20 protein-coding genes are annotated in these 20,661 nt (G+C 65.6%); 11 read left to right on the forward strand and 9 right to left on the reverse strand.

Features of this window, described 5'->3' with window-relative positions; translation table 11 throughout:
- Positions 1-48 precede the first annotated feature (48 nt).
- Positions 49-342: a DUF1330 domain-containing protein gene (locus I3J27_RS22395; RefSeq protein ID WP_270160592.1), complete on the forward strand. Its 294-nt coding sequence runs from the start codon at positions 49-51 to the stop codon at positions 340-342.
- A 73-nt stretch (positions 343-415) separates the two neighbouring features.
- Here the strand turns inward: I3J27_RS22395 and tolA are convergent, their stop codons facing one another.
- The 4 genes from tolA to mgtE form a co-directional block, all read right to left on the reverse strand.
- Positions 416-1,390, reverse strand: a complete 975-nt coding sequence (tolA, locus tag I3J27_RS22400) for a cell envelope integrity protein TolA (protein WP_270160593.1) — start codon at positions 1,388-1,390, stop codon at positions 416-418.
- A gap of 49 nt (positions 1,391-1,439) precedes the next feature.
- The gene (locus I3J27_RS22405) at positions 1,440-2,258 is read right to left on the reverse strand and encodes an aldo/keto reductase (RefSeq protein ID WP_270160594.1); all 819 of its coding nucleotides are present in this window, start codon (positions 2,256-2,258) and stop codon (positions 1,440-1,442) included.
- A 146-nt stretch (positions 2,259-2,404) separates the two neighbouring features.
- Entirely contained in the window at positions 2,405-2,707 is a 303-nt protein-coding gene (locus I3J27_RS22410; RefSeq protein ID WP_270160595.1) for a helix-turn-helix domain-containing protein, read from the reverse strand.
- 196 nt (positions 2,708-2,903) lie between these two features.
- The gene (mgtE, locus tag I3J27_RS22415; protein WP_270160596.1) at positions 2,904-4,322 is read right to left on the reverse strand and encodes a magnesium transporter; all 1,419 of its coding nucleotides are present in this window, start codon (positions 4,320-4,322) and stop codon (positions 2,904-2,906) included.
- A gap of 110 nt (positions 4,323-4,432) precedes the next feature.
- Here mgtE and I3J27_RS22420 point away from each other — a divergent pair, with 110 nt between their 5' ends.
- Together I3J27_RS22420 and I3J27_RS22425 are read left to right on the forward strand one after the other, a co-directional pair.
- Positions 4,433-5,206, forward strand: coding sequence for a polysaccharide deacetylase family protein (locus I3J27_RS22420; protein WP_270160597.1), 774 nt, complete (start codon positions 4,433-4,435; stop codon positions 5,204-5,206).
- A 158-nt stretch (positions 5,207-5,364) separates the two neighbouring features.
- Positions 5,365-6,639 (forward strand): polysaccharide deacetylase family protein, encoded by a 1,275-nt coding sequence (locus tag I3J27_RS22425; protein ID WP_270160598.1) that lies wholly within the window; start codon positions 5,365-5,367, stop codon positions 6,637-6,639.
- 7 nt (positions 6,640-6,646) lie between these two features.
- Here the strand turns inward: I3J27_RS22425 and I3J27_RS22430 are convergent, their stop codons facing one another.
- Complete coding sequence (locus tag I3J27_RS22430; RefSeq protein WP_270160599.1) at positions 6,647-7,021, reverse strand: hypothetical protein; 375 nt, start codon at positions 7,019-7,021, stop codon at positions 6,647-6,649.
- Positions 7,022-7,211: 190 nt separating this feature from the next.
- On the opposite strand from I3J27_RS22430, the gene I3J27_RS22435 reads away from it, so the two are divergent.
- Positions 7,212-7,469 carry a hypothetical protein gene (locus I3J27_RS22435; protein ID WP_270160600.1) on the forward strand — a complete coding sequence of 86 codons (258 nt, stop codon included), beginning with the start codon at positions 7,212-7,214 and terminating at the stop codon, positions 7,467-7,469.
- A 107-nt stretch (positions 7,470-7,576) separates the two neighbouring features.
- Here the strand turns inward: I3J27_RS22435 and I3J27_RS22440 are convergent, their stop codons facing one another.
- Both I3J27_RS22440 and I3J27_RS22445 read right to left on the reverse strand, forming a co-directional pair.
- Positions 7,577-8,059, reverse strand: a complete 483-nt coding sequence (locus I3J27_RS22440; protein ID WP_270160601.1) for a nuclear transport factor 2 family protein — start codon at positions 8,057-8,059, stop codon at positions 7,577-7,579.
- Between the two features lie 136 nt (positions 8,060-8,195).
- Positions 8,196-8,972, reverse strand: a complete 777-nt coding sequence (locus I3J27_RS22445; RefSeq protein WP_270160602.1) for a helix-turn-helix transcriptional regulator — start codon at positions 8,970-8,972, stop codon at positions 8,196-8,198.
- 249 nt (positions 8,973-9,221) lie between these two features.
- Here I3J27_RS22445 and I3J27_RS22450 point away from each other — a divergent pair, with 249 nt between their 5' ends.
- The 4 genes from I3J27_RS22450 (at position 9,222) to I3J27_RS22465 (ending at position 11,647) form a co-directional block, all read left to right on the forward strand.
- Complete coding sequence (locus tag I3J27_RS22450; protein WP_270160603.1) at positions 9,222-9,587, forward strand: hypothetical protein; 366 nt, start codon at positions 9,222-9,224, stop codon at positions 9,585-9,587.
- 15 nt (positions 9,588-9,602) lie between these two features.
- Complete coding sequence (locus I3J27_RS22455; RefSeq protein ID WP_370691852.1) at positions 9,603-9,968, forward strand: putative quinol monooxygenase; 366 nt, start codon at positions 9,603-9,605, stop codon at positions 9,966-9,968.
- Between the two features lie 176 nt (positions 9,969-10,144).
- Positions 10,145-10,774, forward strand: a complete 630-nt coding sequence (locus I3J27_RS22460) for a DUF1326 domain-containing protein (RefSeq protein ID WP_270172863.1) — start codon at positions 10,145-10,147, stop codon at positions 10,772-10,774.
- A gap of 51 nt (positions 10,775-10,825) precedes the next feature.
- Positions 10,826-11,647, forward strand: a complete 822-nt coding sequence (locus tag I3J27_RS22465; RefSeq protein ID WP_270160604.1) for a DUF2182 domain-containing protein — start codon at positions 10,826-10,828, stop codon at positions 11,645-11,647.
- 46 nt (positions 11,648-11,693) lie between these two features.
- On the opposite strand, the gene I3J27_RS22470 is transcribed toward I3J27_RS22465, so the two are convergent.
- Together I3J27_RS22470 and I3J27_RS22475 are read right to left on the reverse strand one after the other, a co-directional pair.
- A complete protein-coding gene (locus I3J27_RS22470) occupies positions 11,694-12,593 on the reverse strand; it encodes a GNAT family N-acetyltransferase (protein WP_270160605.1) in 900 nt (299 codons plus the stop codon).
- A gap of 30 nt (positions 12,594-12,623) precedes the next feature.
- Entirely contained in the window at positions 12,624-13,838 is a 1,215-nt protein-coding gene (locus I3J27_RS22475; protein ID WP_270160606.1) for an acyl-CoA dehydrogenase family protein, read from the reverse strand.
- Positions 13,839-13,944: 106 nt separating this feature from the next.
- Here I3J27_RS22475 and I3J27_RS22480 point away from each other — a divergent pair, with 106 nt between their 5' ends.
- From I3J27_RS22480 to I3J27_RS22490, 3 genes are all read left to right on the forward strand, one after another.
- Positions 13,945-15,507, forward strand: coding sequence for a winged helix-turn-helix domain-containing tetratricopeptide repeat protein (locus I3J27_RS22480; protein ID WP_270160607.1), 1,563 nt, complete (start codon positions 13,945-13,947; stop codon positions 15,505-15,507).
- A 262-nt stretch (positions 15,508-15,769) separates the two neighbouring features.
- Positions 15,770-18,928 carry a hypothetical protein gene (locus tag I3J27_RS22485; protein ID WP_270160608.1) on the forward strand — a complete coding sequence of 1,053 codons (3,159 nt, stop codon included), beginning with the start codon at positions 15,770-15,772 and terminating at the stop codon, positions 18,926-18,928.
- Entirely contained in the window at positions 18,925-20,592 is a 1,668-nt protein-coding gene (locus I3J27_RS22490) for an SWIM zinc finger family protein (RefSeq protein ID WP_270160609.1), read from the forward strand. Before I3J27_RS22485 ends, I3J27_RS22490 begins: the two co-directional genes overlap by 4 nt.
- The last annotated feature ends 69 nt before the right edge of the window (positions 20,593-20,661 follow it).

Raw genomic sequence — 20,661 nt, forward strand, 5'->3', positions numbered from 1 at the left:
ACTGCACCAACACTCTGAGAGCAAGCAACCCTACGGAGCTTCTTACCCATGAGCGCCTATGCCATCTTCATTCGCGAACGTACCCGCAATCCGGGTGAACTGCGGACCTATGCAGACATGGTCTCCCCCCTTCTCAACATCACGGAAGCGACCGTTCTCTCCGCCTACGGCCCTCAGGACGTTCTTGAAGGCCCTTCTCCCGAGGGCGTGGTGATCGTCAGATTCCCGACTATCGAAGCCGGGCGCGCATTCTATGATAGCGCCGAATACCGCGCCGCGGTCCAACACCGCTTTCTGGGCGCAGACTATCGATCCATCCTCGTTCAGGGGATCGACGACTAACCTGTTCGGCAAGGTCGTCATCACGATGGATGCGTGAGTGGAAGAGAGCGGGTCGTTCTTGAACTCGCCCCGATCAGGATCCGCCGAAATCCCGCGGCGAGAACGGCAGGTCCAGCACTTTCCATTCCTCGTATTTGTCGGCCGGCAGCATCTTGTAGGGCTGACAGGCCTGGAGCGCGTCCAACGCGGATTTCACGAGGGCCACGCCCTTCGCGGATGGCGGAGCTTCGATCAGGATCGGCTCGCGCGCCAGCGTGCCGTCGGTGGCGAACACCGTGCGCAGCTTGATGTTGACATTGTCGGTCGGCGCGAGCCCAGCCGGCAACTTGGCACAGCTCTTCAGGTGGCGGCGAAGCTCGGCGACGACTTCGGGCGGCAGCTTGGCGGCCATCGAATCCTTGGCGTCGCCGCCGTCGTCCTTGGGTGCGCCTTTCGGCAACTCCACCGGCAATTCAGGCGGCAGGCCCAGCATGACGCCGTACTTGACGGTGACGTCGGGCTCGGGCGCCCGATAGGCCGGCGGTGGTGCGGCCTCCTGCTGCGGCATCGCTTGTGGCGACGGCTGCATCGGTGGCGGCATCGCCTGAAGCGACGGTTGGGGCTGAGGTTGTGGCGGCTGTTGCGATGGCGGCGGTTGCTGAGGCTGCGGCTGCACATTCGCCTCGTGCTGCGTCGGGGCCTGTGAGGGCGACGGCTGCTTCTGTTCCGGTTCGGACGCCTTCTGCTTGGCGGCCGGCTTCGGCGCCGTTTCCGCCTTGTCCTTGTCGGTGGAATCCAGCTTCGGCAGTTTCAAGTCGGGCTTGGGTGCAGGCGGCTTCTCCTTCGCCTTTTCCTCCGCCTTCTCTTGGCCCTTCTCTTGGCCCTTCTCCTCCGCCTTGGCCTCCTCCTGCTTCACCTGCTCCGGCGTGACGATGTCGACCGCCACCGTCTCGGGCGCTGCGGCGTGGAATGGATGGACTTCGCTGATCACGATGATCAGCGCCACCAGCATCAGGTGCGCGATGGCCGACGCTGCAATGTCCGTCCGTATGATCTTCCGCAGTTCCATCGCCCGGTCTTGGGTTGCCGCCCTGCTGTTAGCATACCGCGCTCTCCCCTCAATCCCATTTCGGCGCGAAGCCGAAATCGGTCAGGCGCCCCTTGGGGCTGGCCAGTGCGGCGATTTGGACCATCTCGTCATCCGAGAGCTCGAAATCGAAGATATCGATGTTTTCCGACAGGCGTTCGACGCGCGAGGTGCGCGGGATCGCAGACACATTCTGTTGCACCAGCCAGCGCAGGCAGATCTGTGCCGGAGTCTTGCGATGCGCGCGGCCGATTGTCGCCAGCGTCTGGTCGGACTTGATGCGGCCCTTGGCGATCGGGCTGTAGGCGACCAGCGCGAGACCGTGCTGATCGCAGGCCGCCCTCACCTTCGCCTGGTCGAGATAAGGATGATATTCGACCTGGTTGCAGACGAGAGGCTCCGGCGACAGCGCCACCGCCTGCTCGACCAGCGCCACCGTGAAGTTGGAGACGCCGATGTGGCGGGTCAGGCCCATGCGCTTGGCATGCGACAGCGCACCCAGCGTCTCCTCCAGCGGCACGTGCGAATTGGGCCAGTGCAGCAGCAGGAGATCGACGGAGGGAAGCCGCATGCGCGCCAGGCTCTCCTTGACCGAGCGCTCGAGGTCGTGGGGCGCGAAATGGTTGGTCCAGACCTTCGTGGTGAGGAAGATGTCGTCGCGGCGCACGCCGGAGGCGCGCAAGCCGTCGCCGACCTCGCGCTCATTGTCGTAGACCTGCGCGGTGTCGATGTGGCGATAGCCGAGCCGCAGCGCCTGCTCGACCACGCGCGCGGCCAGCCGCCCGCTCAGCTCCCAGGTCCCGAGCCCGATCGCCGGTATCTTTGCGCCATTGGCCTCGACGAACAGCATGAGGAATCCTCTCTGTTGCGGCAGCCCCGGATGTCATTATGGACCTCGCCCGCCAGCGTGCCAACGGACGTCGCCGGCTGCCGGACCGGTTCTTCAGGGCAATGCTAACGGGAGGTTCGTATCAGGCCGTGACTCAGGCCTTGACGTCAGGCTTTGGCGAGCGCCTGGAACACCGTGTCGGGCGCATGCGCGATCACGGCGAGCAGTGCGCGCGCCGGTCCCCGCGGGGCACGCTTGCCCTGTTCCCAATTGCGGATGGTCTCGACGGGAACGCCGAGCTTGGCCGCGAACTGCATCTGGGTGAGGCAAGCCCGGCGGCGCAGGTCGCGCACCGCGAGCGAGCTGGTATCGGCCGGCGCGGCATGGGCCGCCGGCTGAACCGGAAATTCCTGCCCGTCCCGCAACTCGACGACCCGTCCGTCCGCCTTCAGCCGCAACCGCATGTCCATTCCCCCAAGCGGGGCGATGATGCGGCAGGTCGCTTAAGTTCGGATTAAAGATGTCGGCGCCCGGAGCCCGCCACCTCCCCCGTCATTGCGAGGAGCTCTTGCGGCGAAGTAATCCAGACTGCCGCCGCGGAGAAATTCTGGATTGCTTCGCTGCGCTCGCAATGACGTGGAGAGAGCACCGCCTCCCAAACGGGCCCTACCTCAACCCGAACCACAGCGTTGCAATCCCGAGGAAGGAGAAGAAGCCGACCACGTCTGTCACCGTGGTGACGAACGTGCCTGACGCCACCGCCGGATCGGCCCTGACGCGTTCGAGCGCCATCGGGATCAGGATGCCGCCGAGCGCGCCGGCGAAGAGGTTCACGATGATGGCGAGCCCGATGACGAGGCCGAGGCCGGGGATCTTGAACCATGCCACTGCCGCGATGCCCGTGATCACGGCGAAGGCGAGGCCGTTGACGAGGCCGACCAGGCCTTCGCGCATCACAACGCGCCAGGCATTGGACGAGCCGAGCTCGCGCGTCGCGAGCGCTCGCACCGCGACCGTCATGGTCTGGGTCGCGGCATTGCCGCCCTGGCTCGCCACGATCGGCGCGAGCACGGCGAGCGCCACCATCTTCTCGAGCTGGCCCTCGAACAGGCCGAGCACGGACGACGCGAGAAAGGCGGTGGCGAGATTGACCAGCAGCCAGTTGAACCGCGCCCGCGCGATGGTGAACACGGTGTCGGAGAGCTCTTCGTCGCTGGTGACGCCGCCGAGCGCCTTGAGGTCCTCGTCCGCCTCCTCCTCGATGACGTCGACGACGTCGTCGACGGTGATGACGCCGACCAGGCGATCCTGGGTATCGAGCACCGGGGCTGCGACGAGATTGTACTTGCCGAACATGCGCGCCACCTCTTCCTGGTCCTCCAGGACGGAGACGCGGCGGCGATCCTCGTCGGTCAGCTCGGCCAGCGCCACCGGGCGGCGGGCGCGCAGCAGGACGTCGAGCGAGACCGCGCCCTGCCAGTGCTGATCCTTGTCGACGACGTAGATCTCGTAGAAGCGGTCGGGCAGATCCGGCGTCTCGCGCATGTAGTCGATCGCCTGCCCGACGGTGAAATCCTGCGGCACCGCGATGAACTCGGTCTGCATCCGGCGGCCGGCGGAGTTTTCCGGATAAAGCAGGCTGCGCTCGAGCGCGACGCGCTCCTTGAGCGGCAGCTTCTCGAGGATCTCCTCCTGCTCTTCCTGATCGAGCGTCTCGAGCAGCTCGACCGCGTCGTCGGATTCGAGCTCGCGGACGCCTTCGGCGACCGTCTCCGGCAGCAGCTCCTCGAGGATCTCCTCGCGGACGGTCTCGTCGACCTCGTTCAGTGCGGAGAAGTCGAAGTCGCGGCCCGTGAGCTCGACCAGGCGGACGCGGTCGTCGGGCTCGAGCGCGCCAATCAGATCGCCGAGATCGGCCTCGTGCAGCTCGGCGACGCAGGCGCGCAGCGCGGCGCTGTCGCCGGCCTCGATCGCACGGGCAATTTCCTCGACGAATTCGTGCCTGATATCGCCGTCCTCGTTGCGCATCGGCACGTGGTCGAGTACCGAATCCTCGGATGGGGCAACGTCCATATGTTCATCCATGGCGCGCCTCGCCGTTTGACAGGTTGGAACGAGTGGTCTGAGCTGATGGTTCAGGCAATACCCACAAGGCAACTCTGAGCGCAATGACAAAGATGCTTCGATGGAGATGGATGTCGCTGGGCGCGGTTCTTGCGCCCCTCATCGGCATCGCCTCGGCCGTGGCTGCCGAGTGTCCGCGCAAGGATGCGCTCGGCACCTCGCGGGTCCTGAGCGTCGACGCCAGGACCACGCCGCGCGTCGGCCTGAAGAGCTTTCCGCAGACGCTGTCGCTTGCCGATCACGAGGTCGTGCTGACCTTCGACGACGGCCCGAACCCGCCGACGACGTCGAAGGTGCTGGCGGCGCTGGCGCAGGAATGCGTGCGCGCGACCTTCTTCCTGATCGGCCTGCACGCCTCGCAGCATCCCGACATGGTCAAGCGCATCGCGCGCGAGGGTCACACCATCGGCCACCACACCTGGTCGCACCCGTTCATGGCGCGGATCCCGTTCGACAAGGCGAAGGACGAGATCGACCGCGGCATTGCGGCCAACGAGATGGCGCTGAAGGGCACCTCGACGACGACGCCCTCGACGCCGTTCTTCCGCTTCCCCTATTTCGAATCCACGCAAGCGCAGCTCGACCTGCTCCAGGCGCGCGGCATGGTCGTGTTCGGGGCCGACCTGTGGGCCAGCGACTGGAACGAGATGACGCCGGAGCAGGAATTGAAGCTCGTCACCGAGCGCCTGGCCGCGAGCGGCAAGGGCATCGTCCTCTTCCACGATCCCAAGGCGCGCACCGCCGCGATCATGCCGGCCTTCCTGCGGTATCTGAGGGAGAACGGTTTTCGCATCGTGCACATCGTACCGGCGGTCCCGTCACAGAAGAATGCCGATGCGCATTGATGCCGGAATGTCACGGCGGCGCAAAATGGGGTGATTTGAGCCCTATTAACACTCTGTTCATGCTACGCCATGCAATGATAGCTGGCGCCGCCTGAACCGTTTTTGGCGCGTCTCCGACCTACTATGGCGGCAATCGCGTAAGAGGGCAGACCGGGTTCATGATCGGAAGTGGCGTTGTATTTCGGACGCGATCGTGGATCGTCCTCGGCCTGGCAATGCTGACCGTCGGTGCGCCGGCGGCGCTTGCGGCGGACTGCCCAGGCCATCCTGACGCGCTCGGGACCTCCCGCACCCTCGTGGTCGATCCGCGCGAGCATCCGCTGATCGGCACCATGCAGTACCGCGAGACGTTGCCGCTGAAAGACCATGAAGTCGTCCTGACCTTCGACGACGGTCCGCTGCCGAAATATTCCAACCAGATCCTCAAGATGCTCGACGACGAGTGCATCAAGGCGACCTTCTTCATCATCGGCAGCCAGGCCAAGGCGAACCCGGACGGCGTGCGCAAGCTGGTGGCGGCGGGCCACACCGTCGGCACGCACAGCATGAACCATCCGCTGACGTTCGACCGGATGCCGATCGAGAAGGCCGAAGCCGAGATCAACGGCGGCATCGCGTGGACCTCGGCTGCGATGACCGATCCGTCCAAACAGCTCGCGCCGTTCTTCCGCATTCCCGGCCTGATGCGCGCCGAGGGCGTCGAGAACCATCTGATCTCGCGCGGCATCCAGGTCTGGAGCGCCGATTTCCCGGCCGACGACTGGCGCCATGTGCCGTCCGACCGCGTCTACCAGCTCGCGATGCAGCGGCTGGAGGCCAAGGGCAAGGGCATTCTGCTGCTGCACGACATCCAGGCCCGCACCGTGGCGGCCTTGCCCAAGATCATCCGCGACCTCAAGGCACGCGGCTATCGCATCGTGCATGTGGTGCCGGCGACCGCGGACCGGCCGGCAACGCCGACCACGCAGGTCGAATGGCTGCTGCATCCCCCGACGGAAACGACGCCGATCGCGCGCTGGCCGCGCGTGCCGGGCTTCGTGTTCACAGAGACCCGGACGCTGCCGGCGCCCTCGCTGGCCGACCTCAACGCGCAGACCGAACATCGGCCGCTGCTGCCGCGCAAGACCATGGCGCTGGCGAATGTCGCGGCCACCCTGCCCGTGCCGGGCCGCGATCTCTTCGCGATCCCCGAGGGCTCGGTCGAGGTGCTGCAGTCGACGACCTTGTCGCGGCGCGCCGCGACGCGGCTGGCAATGGCGGCTTCGACGCCTCGTGCGGACAAGGGCAAGGCAGCCAGGTCGCACGGACATCGGACCGCGCATGCGGCATCGGCCGCACCCAAGGCCGCATCCAAGCATGCTGCGCAGGCCCCTGCCCCCAAGAGCCCGGCGCCGCGTCCGACCCGCGTCGCCAGCCTGAAGAAGCGCGCCTGAGCCTTTGTTACTGCCGCATGATGGCGGCGACGCAGAGCAGCACGATCAGCGCCAGGAAGAACAGATCCATGTAGGATTTGAGCTCGCCGTCGCGGCGCAGCCGCGCCACGTCGGTCACGACCTGCCTGCGCGCATTCGTTCCGCCCGAGCCGTCATTGATCGGCGCCTGAAGGCGCCTGGTCTCGGCTTCCAGCTTCTCGATCTTCTGGAAGAAGTAGAACGCCCGCAGCGTCGAGGCCGCGCGCATGCCGGCATAGACCAGCACCAGGAACGCGATGATCGCCCGGTTCTGGTATTTTTCCATGAAGTTCAGGCTGAAATAGACCATCGCCATGAAGGCGAAGTTGGTCACGAAGCGGTAGACGAAGCTTAGAAAGACCATGCTGGCTCCAGCCGTGAGCGGTACGACCCCGTCTACGCCGACTTTGTTTCAACAAGGATACGATTGCCGGCCGCCTTTTAGCCACGCGCGGTCATAATGCAAGCGAGAGTACGGCGTTTGCCGGCGGCGCGATGGAGATTCGGCGGAAGCTGCGGTACACTGGCACAGCCACCGCATGTGGGGTCTGCCGATGCCGAGGAAGGGAATCACGGGCCACGACGACTGGGTTCTGACCGAGGCCCTGGCGACTGCGCTCGTCGCGCTGGAGCAGCTCGAGCCAAAACACCAGCCGAGCGCGCATATGGACGACATCCGCAAGATGCTGGCCAACGGCAAGGAGCCGTCGGCGGTGAGCCTGCACCTCGCCCAGGCCAAATGCCGCCTGTTTCCGGAGTCGGACCCGCTGGAGATCTACCGGGAATACGGCATCGGCGAGGAATATGGCTGAAGGAAAGCAAACTTTCTGCGATTCCAACGAGATAATTGAGGACGCGAGGCAATGGGATGGCCGCTTCCGAAGCGTCGGCGCGCAAACCGGGATTGCGCCGTAGCGGATTATCGCGACACGGGCGCCGGAGCGGCATCGACGAAGCCAATGACTGACCGGAAGCGGCCGTCTTCGGCCATGAGGGCAAAGTCGGTGCCCTTGATGTAGAGCGGTGCGTCCGCCGTACCGCCCGCGGTCCAGGAGAAGCGCAGGTAATCGTGGTGAGCTTCAATTCCGCTGGCGAGACTGAGCCGGTAGCCTGGAAACTGCCCCTGGGCCTTGGCGATCATGCCGTCGATGGATCCATGTCCATGTCCCTCCCGGACGCGATCGACATAGGTGCCGTCTTCAGTCCACGTCGCGGCTATGAGATCATGACGTCGCCTGGCATCCTGCTCGTTCCACGCCGTCAGATATCGCACGACCACGTCGTTGACGTTGCCAGCTCCGCTCCTCCCGCCCTCTGCGCGCTCGGCTGCAAGCGCATCGGGCGCAAAACGCGCGCCGAGCGCGGCGAACGTCGTTGCAATCAGAACATTCCGCCTGTTCATTCGATCCTCCCTGTCGCCATTCGCCGGCGAACTTGATCTCGGCAGGAGGATGCGCGCGCGGCCGGAGCTGGTCGATGACCCCAGAGATCAAAATCGTGCCTCCAAAATCGTGCCTCGGAGATGGCTCCTCGGTTGATCAACCGGCCCTGGACGTGAGTGGATCACCGCCGGCCGACGACTTGGCCTCATCGACCATGTCCCTCACGACGGCAATCGTGGCCTCATCGGCCGGAAACAACATTTCGAGCGCAAGCTCCGACAGTGTGATGTCGGCGGCCGCAGCGAAGACGGTCGTGGTGTTCAGGAACGAGACCCTGCCGAGTCTGGTCCGGATTCGCAGAGGCGTGACGTACCGCTGTGGGCCATCGCTTGACGCGAGTGCAACGGCCCCCCTGGGGGCCGGATAGGACAACACCTCGGTGAGCAGGGCCTGAATGACCGGATCCGCCCTCACCTCGATCTGCTGCTTCAGCACCGTGACGGTGTGGGCGCGCCACTCGACGAAATTCTCGACACGCGGCCCCATGCCGTCCGGGTGCAAGATGAGGCGCACGGCGTTGACCGGACTGCGAAGCAGCTCCGGCGAACATCCCTCGTATAGCTGCGGCAGCGCCGCGTTCGACAGAACGACATTCCAGTGTCGGTCCAGAACGTAGGCCGGGTAAGGCAGATGGACCCGAAGGATCTGTTCCATCGCGGACCTGGCGGATGCCATCTCACCGAGAGGCCGCTCGGGGAATGTGGGGGCAAACCCTGCGGCAAGCAGGAGCGCATTTTGGTCGCGCAGCGACACATTCAACTGCTCCCCCAGGCGCAGGACCATGTCCCTGCTCGGACGAGCGCGGCCGGTCTCGAGGTAGGACAGGTGCCGCGTCGAGCTGTTTGCAGCCAGCGCGAGCGCCGTCTGCGACATGCCCCGGCTGGCACGCCACCTCCGTAGCAAGACACCAAATTCAACTGCGCGAACGGCCATGTGCCCACCTTATGAAGTGCCACACCCGCCAGACCATAACCTCCGAGGTCAAATTCGGACCGCGGGTCCGTGTCTTTTTTACCTGCGACGTCATCGACCGGCCGCGGTCGCGTGAGGCACCTTCGGCGCGCCTCAACGAGGGCGCGAGCCGCGAGGCTGCGCCGGAACCGTTAGTTCAAGGAGATGACCATGGAAAGCCCAGGCAGTCTGGCCGAGCGCTACGTCGCCGTCTGGAACGAGACCGATTCGGAGCGGCGCAAGAGCCAAATCGCGGACCTATGGATTCCCGGAGGCCGGCATTATGTCGGCGAGCGCAAGGTCGAAGGTTACGACGCGCTCGACGGACGCGTGCGTGAATCGCATGAGAAGAACGTCAGGGACAATGCCAACCGGTTTCGAGCCGCCGGTGATGCGCGCCGGGTGCACGACATCGTGGTCTTCCACTGGGAAATGTTGCCGGCCGGCGGAGAGATCGTTCTGGCGCGCGGGCTCGAATTTCTCGTCGTTGATGGCAGCGGAAAGATCGTCGCGGACTACCAGTTCTTTCCGGCCTGAGGCCGACGGATCGTCATGCGGGCGGCGATCCTCCGCCCGGCAAGTTCCGCCAAGCCAACACCGAGGCAAATCACTGTGCCTGTCACCTATGTGATCAAATTTGACGTCGTGCCCGAGCAACGCGCGAATTTTCTGCAACTGCTCGGGACGGTCCTCGACACCATGAGAGACGAGCCCACCTTTCACCGGGCGGTGCTGCATCGCGATCCCGCGTCCGATTATCGCTTCATGCTCTACGAGACGTGGGAGAGCCATGAAGAGGTCTTGAACGTTCAGATCAAGCGGCCATATCGAGACGCCTGGCACGATGCGCTTCCCGGATTGCTCGCGTCCGATCGCGAAATCGAGATCTGGGAGCCCCTGCGGAGCGACCATCCCTGAAGTTTTCCGAGCGCCGCCGGCGTGGATGTTCGGCTGAAATCATGCATGATCCCGCCGATTCCGGCGTGCACCCGATCGTGGAATCGGCTTGCGGCGCTGCCCCACGAAGCGTAATTTACAACTCTAAGCAGCTCATTCGAAAGCATCTTACGGGTTCGGCCAGGCGGGAGAGAGCAATGGCGGATGTCCCATGGCACCTTTCCGGTGACTATTTCGAGAATTGCAGTTGCAGCATCGTGTGTCCCTGCCTGGTGTCGGCGGCGCCGCCATTGACCGCGCGACCGACCGAGGGCTTCTGCAACGTACCGCTGATCTTCCACATCGAGAGCGGCCGCTATGGCGATGTCGCGCTCGATGGGCTGAATGTGCTCGTCATCCTCCACGCCCCCGGGGTCATGGCGGACGGAGACTGGTCGGTCGCCGCCTATATCGATCAGCGCGCCGATGATGAGCAGACCGAGGCCCTGGCTACAATCTTCACCGGCGGTGCCGGCGGTCCAATGGCCGCGTTCGCGCCGCTGATCAGCAAGAACCTGGGAGTACGCAAGGTCCCGATTACGTTCCGGATCGACGGCAAGACGCGGTCTGCGGAAATCCCCGGCATCCTGCACATGTCCGTCGATCCCCTGCCGACCATGCATCCGAGCGGCGAAATGTGGGCGAACATCGGCCATCCGGTCAGCCCCGACGCCATGGTGATGGCCGTCGGCGCCGCCGGCAATACCTTCAGCGATCATGGCATGCGCTGGGATAATTCCGGCAGGAACGGCCTCTATGCGCCGATCCGCTGGTCCAACCAGGCGTGACGTAAACTCCAGATACCGGCCCTGTGTCAGGGCCGGCAATTTCGATCGCAAATGACGGACAGCCCCCTGGAAACCGTGCTGCGGCGCGATCGCTGGATCGTCGGCGGCACGATCGGCCTCATTGTCGCGCTGGCATGGAGCTATGTGCTCTGGCTCGCTGACGACATGGACATGGGCGGCATGGACATGACCGAGTTCCGCATGATCCCGGCCGGGATTGGAATCATGCGGCCGGCCACCGAGCCGTGGCGAGCGATCGAGTTCGCCTATGTGTTTCTGATGTGGGCGGTGATGATGGTCGGAATGATGGCCCCCTCGGCCGCGCCGATGATCCTGATGTACGCCCGCGTCGGCCGACAGGGCAAAGCGCAAGGCAAGCCGTTCGCCGCGACCGGCTGGTTTGCCGCCGGTTATCTCCTCGCCTGGTGCGGCTTTTCGCTGGCAGCCACCTTTCTGCAATGGGCGATCGAGCGGGCCGCGCTGCTGGATTCCCGGATGGCGATCGCGAGCAACCTGCTCGGCGCCATCGTGCTGATCGCGGCGGGTGTCTATCAATGGACACCGCTCAAGGACGTCTGTCTCGCCCAATGCCAGTCGCCGTTTCTGTTCCTGATGCGCCACGGCGGCTTTCGCGGCGACCTGCGCGGCTGCCTGCTGCTGGGCTTTCGGCACGGAGCTTATTGCGTCGGCTGCTGCTGGGTCTTGATGGCGCTGCTGTTCGTGGGCGGCGTGATGAACGTGCTCTGGATTGCGCTTTTGGCGCTGCTCGTCCTTTTGGAGAAACTCACGCCGGTCGGACGCTGGATCGCGCGCGCTGCCGGCCTCGCATGCGTGGCCGCGGGCGCCTGGCTGCTGCTGTCCTTGCCGCATTGATCAGCGACCTGCGGGAATGCCGCGCCAGGTGCGCTGCCGTTGGCGATCACATGAAGCCTGGGTTGCGGGGCAAATACTGGACCCAATTGCCGAACTCTCGCGACGACATCAGCAACATGGGAAATCTGATCCGCATGCCGTGCTCCATCGCGGTGTTGAGAGCCGCCTCGCTTGCGCCGGGCAGGAATGCCGATACCCGTAACGAGCCAGACTCGATCGCCAGATGCAGCGCCGTCCTGAACGCCGGAGCCACGGCGTTCGGCTCCATGACCGCGAGCGGTCCGATGTGGCCGCCGGCGTCCACGTAAGCGTAGCCCATCCAATTGCTTCCATCGTAGAGATTGACCCCTCTCGTCGCGCGGTCCTTGATGAGATAGCGGTGATGCTTTTCGCGCGAGACGCCAAGGACCCGCTCATCCGCTTCTGCGAGGCGACGCAGCGTCGAAGCCTCATCATCAAGCGGCTTGAACTGAAACCGCGGGCCCTGCAAGCGCGCGATCAAACGCTCTCGCGGTGCATCGACACTGTAGATGGGAAATCGTGGCAGGAGTCCATGGCGGATGTAGAGCCCCTGCGACACCGTGTTGAAGCTGAAAGTGATGAGCCCCCTGTTGGAGGCACCAGACTTGTCGGCGTGCTCCAGAGTCCGCTTGATGAGCTCGTTGCCGATGCTGCGTCCCTGCTGATCGGGCGACACGAACAGCTGCGCCAGAAACCACATGTCGCCGCAGACCCAGCTCCAGGCGAAGCCGAGGATCCGCTCGCCCTCCGCCACCCAGAGACCCGCGGGGTCGTCCTGCAAGGAAAACAACTGAAACCGGGGAGGAGAACAAGCCGCCATCGGCCCGAAGCCATGCCGCTCCGTGAGATCGTTGATGCTGGAGACGACGAGAGCATCGGCGACCTCCAGATCCTGGGCGCGCGCCGGCCGGTAAACCACAGACATTGGATAGCTCCGCTGGTGATGAGGCGACGATCAAAATCTCGCGGTTCCGGGATCGAGTCCCAGCGTCAGCCGGCCGGCGACGATGTAATTGTTCGGGCTCATCGCGATATGCTTCGCTGCGGCATGCACGTCGCGGACCGCACGCTCGAGGGCGCAGCTCTCGAAGATGGCGGCAGCGCCCGCACTCGCGGCCAGCTCATCGGCAACGGACATCGCAGTCTCCGCCGCATGCGCATTGGCGATCCGAATGTCGGCCCGTGCTTCCACCAATCGTTGGCCGCCCGTCTCGGCGGCAGCCATCAATTCGGTCATGGCGCCGATCAGGAAGGTCCTGGCGGCGCGAAGCGTCGCTCTTGCGCGGCCCACCGTCGCCTGCACGGTTTCGCGGTCGCGCAGCAGGGCCCGCGTGCCGAGACGGCTCTTCCGGCAGGCGAGCTCCGCGAAGGAGGCAATGGCGCCGGACGCGATGCCGAGCGGCACCCCGCAGATGCTCCACGCGAACACCGATACTGGCGGCAAGCGATAGAGCAGTCCGGGCTGGGTCGGTTGCGGTCCAAGAAACGGATGGACGTGCGCGGCCGGCACGAAGACGTCCCGCGCCTCGAAATCACAACTGCCAGTGCCGCGCAGCCCGGACACATGCCAGTTGTCGAGGATGGTCACCTCGGCCCGGCCGAGATAGCAGCAGAGAAGCGGTGAAACCGGATCCTCGGGCCTGACGCTCGCCAGGCCCATGAACCGCGCCGCGTGATGCGCGCCGCTGCCGAACGGCCAGCGCCCTGAGAGGCGATAGCCGCCAGCGACGGCGGTCGCTGTGCCGACCGCCCCGGTTGCGCCGGCGACGAAGGCGCGCGGGTCGGCAAACCACTCGCGTGCGACGGCCTCGCCGAGGTAGCCGCCGATCCGGCTCATGCCGCCGCCGTTGCCGACGAGCCAGCCGACGGAGCCGTCGAGCGCCGAGGCGGCTTCGACGACGCGCATGAAATCGAGGGGTGACAGCTCAGGTCCACCAAGCGCGCCCGGTAGCCACAGCCGGAACAGGCCGGCATCGGCGAGCGCTGCGAAGACCTCGTCGGGCAGGCGCCGCGCGCCGTCGAACTGGCTGCGCTGAGCCGCGATCAACGGATCCAGCGCCTGGACGGCCTCCAGCAGGCGGCGAACCGGCTCCGGAGCGCCGGCGATCAGGTCCGGACCAGGCCGGGACATCAGTTCGCCCGCCTCCACCACATCCCAGTGATTACGCATCGGGCGCCTCCTTCAAAATTTGTCCAGCACGGCCCAGCATGGTCCTCGCCTTTCCAGCGGGCCTAAATCCGTTCCGAAAAGTTCATGAAAAATGTAGTCTCCAGACATGACCATCCACGAATTCGGTCCCTACCGCCTCGATGCGAAGGCCGAGATACTGTTTCGAGGATCCGAACCGGTCGCGCTCGGACGGCGCGCGGTGATGCTCCTTCGGCTGCTCGTCGAGCGGGCCGGAACGCCGGTTTCCAGGGACGCCTTGATGCAGGCGGCGTGGCCGGACCTCGCCATCGAAGAGAGCAATTTGACGGTGCAGATCGCCGCCCTGCGGCGGATATTCGCCGAGATCGACGGGGCCGCGGCCTGGATCGAGACGCTGCCCCGCCGCGGCTACCGTTATGTCGGACCGCCGGTCGCCACCGCGTTCGGAGCCGACCTGCCCGCGTCATCGGCACCTGCCGTGTCCGACAGGCCGTCGCTTGCGGTGCTTCCGTTCTCCAACCTGAGCGGTGATCCCGGGCAGGAATATTTTTCAGATGGGATCACAGGGGACATCATCGCCGAACTGTCGCGATTCAGGTCGCTGCTCGTCGTCGCCCGCCATTCCAGCTTCGCCTACAAGGGCAAGACGCCCGAGATCAAACGGGTCGGCCGCGAGCTCGGCGTCAGCTACGTGGCCGAGGGAAGCGTGCGCAAGATCGGCGGCCGGGTAAGGGCGATCGTCCAGCTTCTCGACTCCGCGAGCGGCTACAATCTCTGGACCGAGCGCTACTACCGCGAACTCGAAGACATCTTCGCGCTGCAGGACGAGATCGTGAGGGCAATCGTCGCGGCTCTTCCCGGCCGGCTGGAGGATGCCGGCCGCGAGATCGCCCGGCGCAAGCCGACCCCGAGCGTCACCGCCTACGATCTGGTTCTGCTGGGGAACGAGCGGTGGCGCCAGTTGACCGTGAGGGGTATGGCGGAAGCGAGGCAGCATTTTCGGAACGCCGTCGCGCTCGACCCGCAATATGCCCGCGCCCATGCCAACATCGCCTGGACCATGGTCTGCGATGTGTTTCTCGAATCGCCCGCCCCTGCGACTTTGGACGAGGCGCGTCGCGAGATCGAGGCCGCACTCGATATCGACGACGGCGACGCCTGGTCTCACGGCGTCTTCGCTCAGTTGCTGTTCCTGCGGAACGACGACGCCAAGGCCGAAATCCATTTCAGCCGCGCGCTCGCGCTCAATCCCAACGACGCCGATGTCATCGCCGTGTTCGCCAACATTCTGGTCTACTGGGGACGTTGGCGTGAGGCGCTCACATGGATCGGAGCGGCCAAACGGCTCAATCCCTTTCCACCCAATCTGTACCATTGGTATCACGCGCTTGCCCTTTATTCGGGGCGCGAATACGAGCTGGCGATCAAGGCGCTGATGGAGGCGCGATCGCTCGACCGGTGGTCACACGCCCTCCTCGCGGCCTGCTATGCGCAGATGGGCCGGCGCGGCGAGGCGCAATCCGAAGCAGACGCATTCGTCAGCGAGCGGCGTCGTGAGATGATTGCGAATGGCCAAGCCGTACCCGCGAAGACTCTCGACCTCGCTCGGACCCGCGCCGACAGATATCGCGATCCCGCCGATCGCGACCACTTCCTCGACGGATTGCGCAAGGCGGGTCTCACCAGTTGACGGCGCGCAGCCGTTCTCTTTTGACGGAACCCGGAGCAACAATGCGGGAGTGGAAGGACCGCGAAAACATTTTTCCGCATTAACGACTTATGTCATTGGGCGCGCTCGGAGGGCGGAGATGATATTTGCAATTTCAGTACGTTGTCCAGATGGATGGAAACGTTAGAGACCTGAAGCATCGCCGCATCCCGTTGCACCAATCGCCATTGACGCGGCGTCCCCGGCTTGTCATGTAGGTCGCCCGCACATCCTAGGGTGGTCGATGCAAGTCGTTCGTTCCGTTCGCCTCTGGATGAAGGAGGGCCGTTCAGACAAACTCTATGAAGTCGATCTGATCGATCTCGAACGCGCTGACGTCGACGCACGCTATCTCGTCAATTTCAGATATGGCCGTCGCGGCACGTCGTTACGGGATGGAACCAAGACTCCGTCGCCGGTCACCCGCCCGAACGCCGAGAAGCTGTTCGATAGTGTCGTGGTATCCAAGATCAACGACGGTTATCGCCGCATCGACGGCGACGCACCAGCGCTGAAGGTTCTCGACACCGGCGGCGCTGCCAGCGGGCGCGATGCGGAGTTGCTCAAGAAGCTCGCGATCGGTGCGCGCGGTGCATGGCCCGACAAGGAACGCGACCGCCTGTTCTGGCGCCTCGGCGTGATCCGGCTGACCCCCGCCTACCCCCAGCTCGCCGCCATTGCCGAGAAGACCGGCGCGGCGAACATCAGTTACAGCCTCGTCTATGCGCTGGCGCGCTGTGGCGGTGCGGACGCCGTCGATCTGCTGCGCAGCTGCGCCGAGACCAATGTCAGCGTCGTGACACGCGATTACGCGGCCTATGCCCTCGCCAGCGACTTGATGGGCGCGCGGCGGCTGCCGCCACGCCTGTCGTTGCCGCGAACGACGGATGCTGCGGCGACACGCGACATCGAGACGGCGCTGACGAACGGCAACGGCGCGGGGCTGTTGCAGGCCCTGCTGGCGGCCAGCTCGGCACAGCCGGGCTTCGCCAATCAGTTCCTCATTGCTCTTGCCCACCATGCGCTCGCCGACAGCGTCGCGCGCAAGGCGTTGCTCGCGGCCGTGTACGCGATGAGTCCGCGCCCGCCCTACGTGCAGGTGCTGCGGCGCCTGTTCAAATATGCCGATCTCACCGATGACGGCCCGCTGTTCGCCGCAACTGCGCGGCAGTTCGAGCTGGCGACGCCGATGTATCGGCGTGCCCGCGTCTATAACGACCGCGTCTGGGTGCCCGGTGCGCGCCAGGCGCTGAAGCTCAGCGAGGAACAGCGGAGCGGAGCTCCACGCATCGCGCTGTCCGACCAGACCCTGCTCTACTTCAAGCGGCGCGCCTGGCGAATGCTGCGCAAGCGCGCCGAGCTCGGCCAGGACGCCTTCACGGCGATGGCGAGCGACCTCCTCCTCGCTTTCACGGACGCCGACGGCGTCAAGCCGGCGACATGGGACAAGCATGTCCGCATCGACGGCCGCTTTCATCCCGTCCCCCATGCGACCGAGGCACTGGGTCGCGCGTGGAGCATCAGCCACCTGCTGTATGCCGGGGCCCAGACCAGCCGATTCAATGACAAGGGGCTCACCCATCGCCATGTCGGCCCGCGGGCGGCGGCACAGCGCGAGGAGGCGTTCCCCGCGCTGTGGGATGCCCAGCCACAACGGCTGCTGCGCGTCGCGGCACTGGCGCGCAATCATGCGGCGGCGCGGTTCGCGGCGGAAGCACTGCGGCAGGGCCCGCCGCGCCCTGACACGATGGATGCGGCCGCGGTCGGCGGCCTGCTGGCCTCCCCCTATCCGGAAGTCACCGCGCTCGCGACCGACATGGCGCGGCGCCTGATCGATGCTGGCAAGGCCGATGCGACGCTGATCGCCGCGCTGCTCGATGCGACCGCACAGGACATGCGCGACCTGGCCATCCGCGCCATCGACGACCGCGCCGACTGGCCGTGGGCCGACCCCAGCCTTGCACGCGCCGCGCTGACGAGCCCGCACGACCACGTGCAAGGCCGGACGCGCGGCTGGCTGCGCGACCGCGCGCCCTCGCCCGACCAGCGCGCCGGCGTGGCGGAAGCGTTCGCAGCCTGGCTCGCGCAGCTGCCGTCAGAACTGGACGACATGCTCCGCGCCGGCCTCACCGCCGCCCTCGCGCTGCTGCCGCTGCTATGGCCCGATCGCGACTGCCCGCTGCAACCGGAGATCATCGAAAGCCTGACCGGCCATTCCAGTCCCGACGTCCAGGCGGCCAGCGTCCAGCTCATCGCCGTGACCCCGACGCGGCCTGACGATCTGCCGGCAGAATTTTGGCAGGCGATCCTGCAGGCTGATGCGCCGGAAATCCGCATTGCCTCGATGATCCTGCTGGCACGGCTCGATGACGCCGCGCTCGCGCAACACCTCGACGGCATCACGCTGGCGGCGACCGGCGCCCATGCCGGGCTGCGAGCGGCCGCGCGGCCATTGGTCGCGCGCCTCGCGGCGACCGACGAGGCTTTTGCCATCCGGTTGCGCGACATGCTGATGGCCGGCTTCTTCCGCACCGAGCCGTTCGAAGGCCATGCCGCCGACATGGTCACGCTGTTCGCCGATGCCTTGCCGCAGGCAGCGGCGGCCGTCGACGACGGCACGCTGTGGCGCCTGCTGCAGGCGCGCGCGGCCGGCGCCCGCATGCTGGGCGCAAAGCTGCTGGAGAGCCGCGACCCGCAGCGCTTCTCGGTCCGCCAGCTTGCCCGCCTCGGCAACCATTCGTTCGCCGCCGTCCGCCGCTTCGCGCTTCATGCGTTTGCGGCCGACGAAGCCCGTTTCCGCGCCGACCCGCAGAACGCCGTCCTGCTGGTCGAGAGCGAATGGGGCGATGTGCGAACCACCGCGGTGAACCGCCTCACTGCATGGCCCAGCGGCGCGCTGCCGGCGGCGGCGCTGGCGGTGATGGCGGACTCGACCGAGCCTGCGGTGCAGGACGGCGCCCGCCTGCTGCTGCGGCGCAGCCTCGCCGACGGCGATGTCGCCGAAGTGCTGGAGCGCGTTCTGGAGCATCCTTCCGGCAGCTTCCATCTCTTCGTCACCGAGCTGATAACCGGCGAATCGCTGGCGGATGCGGCGATCTTCGCCAAGTTCCTCACCCAGGCCCGCATCATCCTGATGCAGATCAACCGCGGGCGCATCGCCAAGGACAGGATTTTCACGGCATTGCGCAACGAGGCGCTGGCGCACCGGGACCGCGCCGCGGCGATCGCTCAATTGCTGCACGACTTCACGCTCAGCGTGACCCTTCGCGACAAAGCGCCGGCACTGATGATCCTGCGCGACATCGCCCATGCCTGGCCCGATATCACTCTGCCCGTCACCGTGGCTCGCGCCGGCCGCACGCCATCGGGCGGTGGGTCGCAAAGCAGCGGAAGCGCCGCATGAATTTCGCATATCGATTTCTCGGCAGCACCAGCGCCTCGTCCGACGCCGCATCGTCGTCGTTCGCCTTCGCGCCGGATACATTGCGCCAGCCGACCTTCTTCACCGGCAGGGTCGCGCGCCATCTCGCGTTCCGCGAAGCGATCTCGGCACTGCATCACGTCGTCGTGTCGGACCTGCGCTTCAAGCCGCGCGACCGTACCGCCTACTTCGAGTGGCTGAAGCAGAACGAGGCCAACTTCCTCGCCGAGGCGACGGCGCAGTCTGCAGCGCTCAAGCCGCGCATCGCGGAATTGCAGGACCGCATCCGCGGCCTCAACCGCGAGCGCGATCGACTCATGACGCCGTTCTGGGCGGCACGGCAGGCCTATTTCAACTACCTCTACAAGCAGAACCGCGACGCCTGGATCGTGCTCGATCCCGTCATCACCGTGCATCCGGACGAGATTTTCTTCGAGTGCTTCAGCCTCGACGAATCGAGCTACGGGCGGCTGTCTTGCGATCACGACGTGTTCGAGAACCTCGGCGAGATGGCGTTCGGCACCACCAACATCGACTACAGCCACGCGCTCTACGACGAATTCCAGAAGATCCGCTCCTATCGCGACACCACGCTGACCATCGACCCGTCCGGATTCGAGGTGCAGACCGGCGACGACTTCGACTTCCGCGAGGAGAAGATCGAGCTGCCGGACAGCTGGGTGCGCGGCTTCCTGCAGGTGTCGAGCGCCATGACCCTGCCGGCGCACGTGTTCGACCTGCATCCCGTGGATATGGCCAACATTCTCACCCGCCTCGCGCAGAAGAAGGAAAAGGCCGGCCCGCGCTCGCTGCGCTTCGTGCTGAGGCCGGATGCGCCCGTGGAAGTGGTCATCGAGCCCTGGCACGAGAGGCTCACCTTCCGCCGCTCGATCTATCGCGGCAAGGAGCCCGCCGAAATCCGCATTTGGGGCCGGCGGCGGCTTGCGATCCTCGGGCGGGCGCTGCCGCTGGCGCGGTCGGTACGGGTACATCTGACCGGGAGTGGTCTGCCATCGTTCTTCATGGTCGATTTCGGCGGTCTGCGCTTCACGCTCGGCTTATCCGGCTGGACCGCGAACGATTGGTCGTCCTCCGGGCAGTTCGACCTGCTCGCACCGCGCCACAGGGTCGACAGCGACACCGCCCAACGCGTTTTCGCAGCGCTCGGCACGTCCCACGCGGCGACCGCTGCTCAGTTGGCGCAGCAGACCGGCGTCGACCAGACGCTCGTGCATGCTGCGCTCACGGCCTACACCCAGGCCGGACGCGTCATGTTCGACCTCGACAAGTCGCTCTACCGCCTGCGCGAACTGACGCGCGAGCCGCTGTCGCCTGCGCAACTGCGCTTCGCGAGCCCACAGGAGGAGAAGGCCGACCGCCTGATCAACGCCAACCTCGTGACGATCGGCAGCATTGATCGCAACCAGGGCGCTCGCGCCGTCAGCGGCAGCGTGCTCGACAACGCGCGCACCGAGCAGGTGAGCCTCGTCATCGACGACGACGACCGTCTCGTTGAAGCACGCTGCAGCTGCCATTTCTACGGCCACAACAAGATGGCACGCGGCCCTTGCGAGCACATGCTGGCGCTGCGGCGGATCTTCCACGCGCAAGTCGAGGGCGTCGCCCAGGATGGACACGCCACATGAGCGACATGGAAGCTGCCGTCCGCAGACCCGGCTTGCACCGGAGACGACAATTCGCGTATCACCGTAATC

It is taken from the genome of Bradyrhizobium xenonodulans (assembly GCF_027594865.1).
In the GTDB taxonomy this organism is placed as follows: domain Bacteria; phylum Pseudomonadota; class Alphaproteobacteria; order Rhizobiales; family Xanthobacteraceae; genus Bradyrhizobium; species Bradyrhizobium xenonodulans.

Excerpts from the sequence above, each read along its gene's own strand:
- I3J27_RS22395 (WP_270160592.1), top strand. The coding sequence starts at position 49 with ATGAGCGCCTATGCCATCTTCATTCGCGAACGTACCCGCAATCCGGGT.
- tolA (WP_270160593.1), bottom strand. The coding sequence starts at position 1,390 with ATGGAACTGCGGAAGATCATACGGACGGACATTGCAGCGTCGGCCATC.
- I3J27_RS22405 (WP_270160594.1), bottom strand. The coding sequence starts at position 2,258 with ATGCTGTTCGTCGAGGCCAATGGCGCAAAGATACCGGCGATCGGGCTC.
- I3J27_RS22410 (WP_270160595.1), bottom strand. The coding sequence starts at position 2,707 with ATGGACATGCGGTTGCGGCTGAAGGCGGACGGACGGGTCGTCGAGTTG.
- mgtE (WP_270160596.1), bottom strand. The coding sequence starts at position 4,322 with ATGGATGAACATATGGACGTTGCCCCATCCGAGGATTCGGTACTCGAC.
- I3J27_RS22420 (WP_270160597.1), top strand. The coding sequence starts at position 4,433 with ATGTCGCTGGGCGCGGTTCTTGCGCCCCTCATCGGCATCGCCTCGGCC.
- I3J27_RS22425 (WP_270160598.1), top strand. The coding sequence starts at position 5,365 with ATGATCGGAAGTGGCGTTGTATTTCGGACGCGATCGTGGATCGTCCTC.
- I3J27_RS22430 (WP_270160599.1), bottom strand. The coding sequence starts at position 7,021 with ATGGTCTTTCTAAGCTTCGTCTACCGCTTCGTGACCAACTTCGCCTTC.
- I3J27_RS22435 (WP_270160600.1), top strand. The coding sequence starts at position 7,212 with ATGCCGAGGAAGGGAATCACGGGCCACGACGACTGGGTTCTGACCGAG.
- I3J27_RS22440 (WP_270160601.1), bottom strand. The coding sequence starts at position 8,059 with ATGAACAGGCGGAATGTTCTGATTGCAACGACGTTCGCCGCGCTCGGC.
- I3J27_RS22445 (WP_270160602.1), bottom strand. The coding sequence starts at position 8,972 with ATGTCGCAGACGGCGCTCGCGCTGGCTGCAAACAGCTCGACGCGGCAC.
- I3J27_RS22450 (WP_270160603.1), top strand. The coding sequence starts at position 9,222 with ATGGAAAGCCCAGGCAGTCTGGCCGAGCGCTACGTCGCCGTCTGGAAC.
- I3J27_RS22455 (WP_370691852.1), top strand. The coding sequence starts at position 9,603 with ATGCGGGCGGCGATCCTCCGCCCGGCAAGTTCCGCCAAGCCAACACCG.
- I3J27_RS22460 (WP_270172863.1), top strand. The coding sequence starts at position 10,145 with ATGGCGGATGTCCCATGGCACCTTTCCGGTGACTATTTCGAGAATTGC.
- I3J27_RS22465 (WP_270160604.1), top strand. The coding sequence starts at position 10,826 with ATGACGGACAGCCCCCTGGAAACCGTGCTGCGGCGCGATCGCTGGATC.
- I3J27_RS22470 (WP_270160605.1), bottom strand. The coding sequence starts at position 12,593 with ATGTCTGTGGTTTACCGGCCGGCGCGCGCCCAGGATCTGGAGGTCGCC.
- I3J27_RS22475 (WP_270160606.1), bottom strand. The coding sequence starts at position 13,838 with ATGCGTAATCACTGGGATGTGGTGGAGGCGGGCGAACTGATGTCCCGG.
- I3J27_RS22480 (WP_270160607.1), top strand. The coding sequence starts at position 13,945 with ATGACCATCCACGAATTCGGTCCCTACCGCCTCGATGCGAAGGCCGAG.
- I3J27_RS22485 (WP_270160608.1), top strand. The coding sequence starts at position 15,770 with ATGCAAGTCGTTCGTTCCGTTCGCCTCTGGATGAAGGAGGGCCGTTCA.
- I3J27_RS22490 (WP_270160609.1), top strand. The coding sequence starts at position 18,925 with ATGAATTTCGCATATCGATTTCTCGGCAGCACCAGCGCCTCGTCCGAC.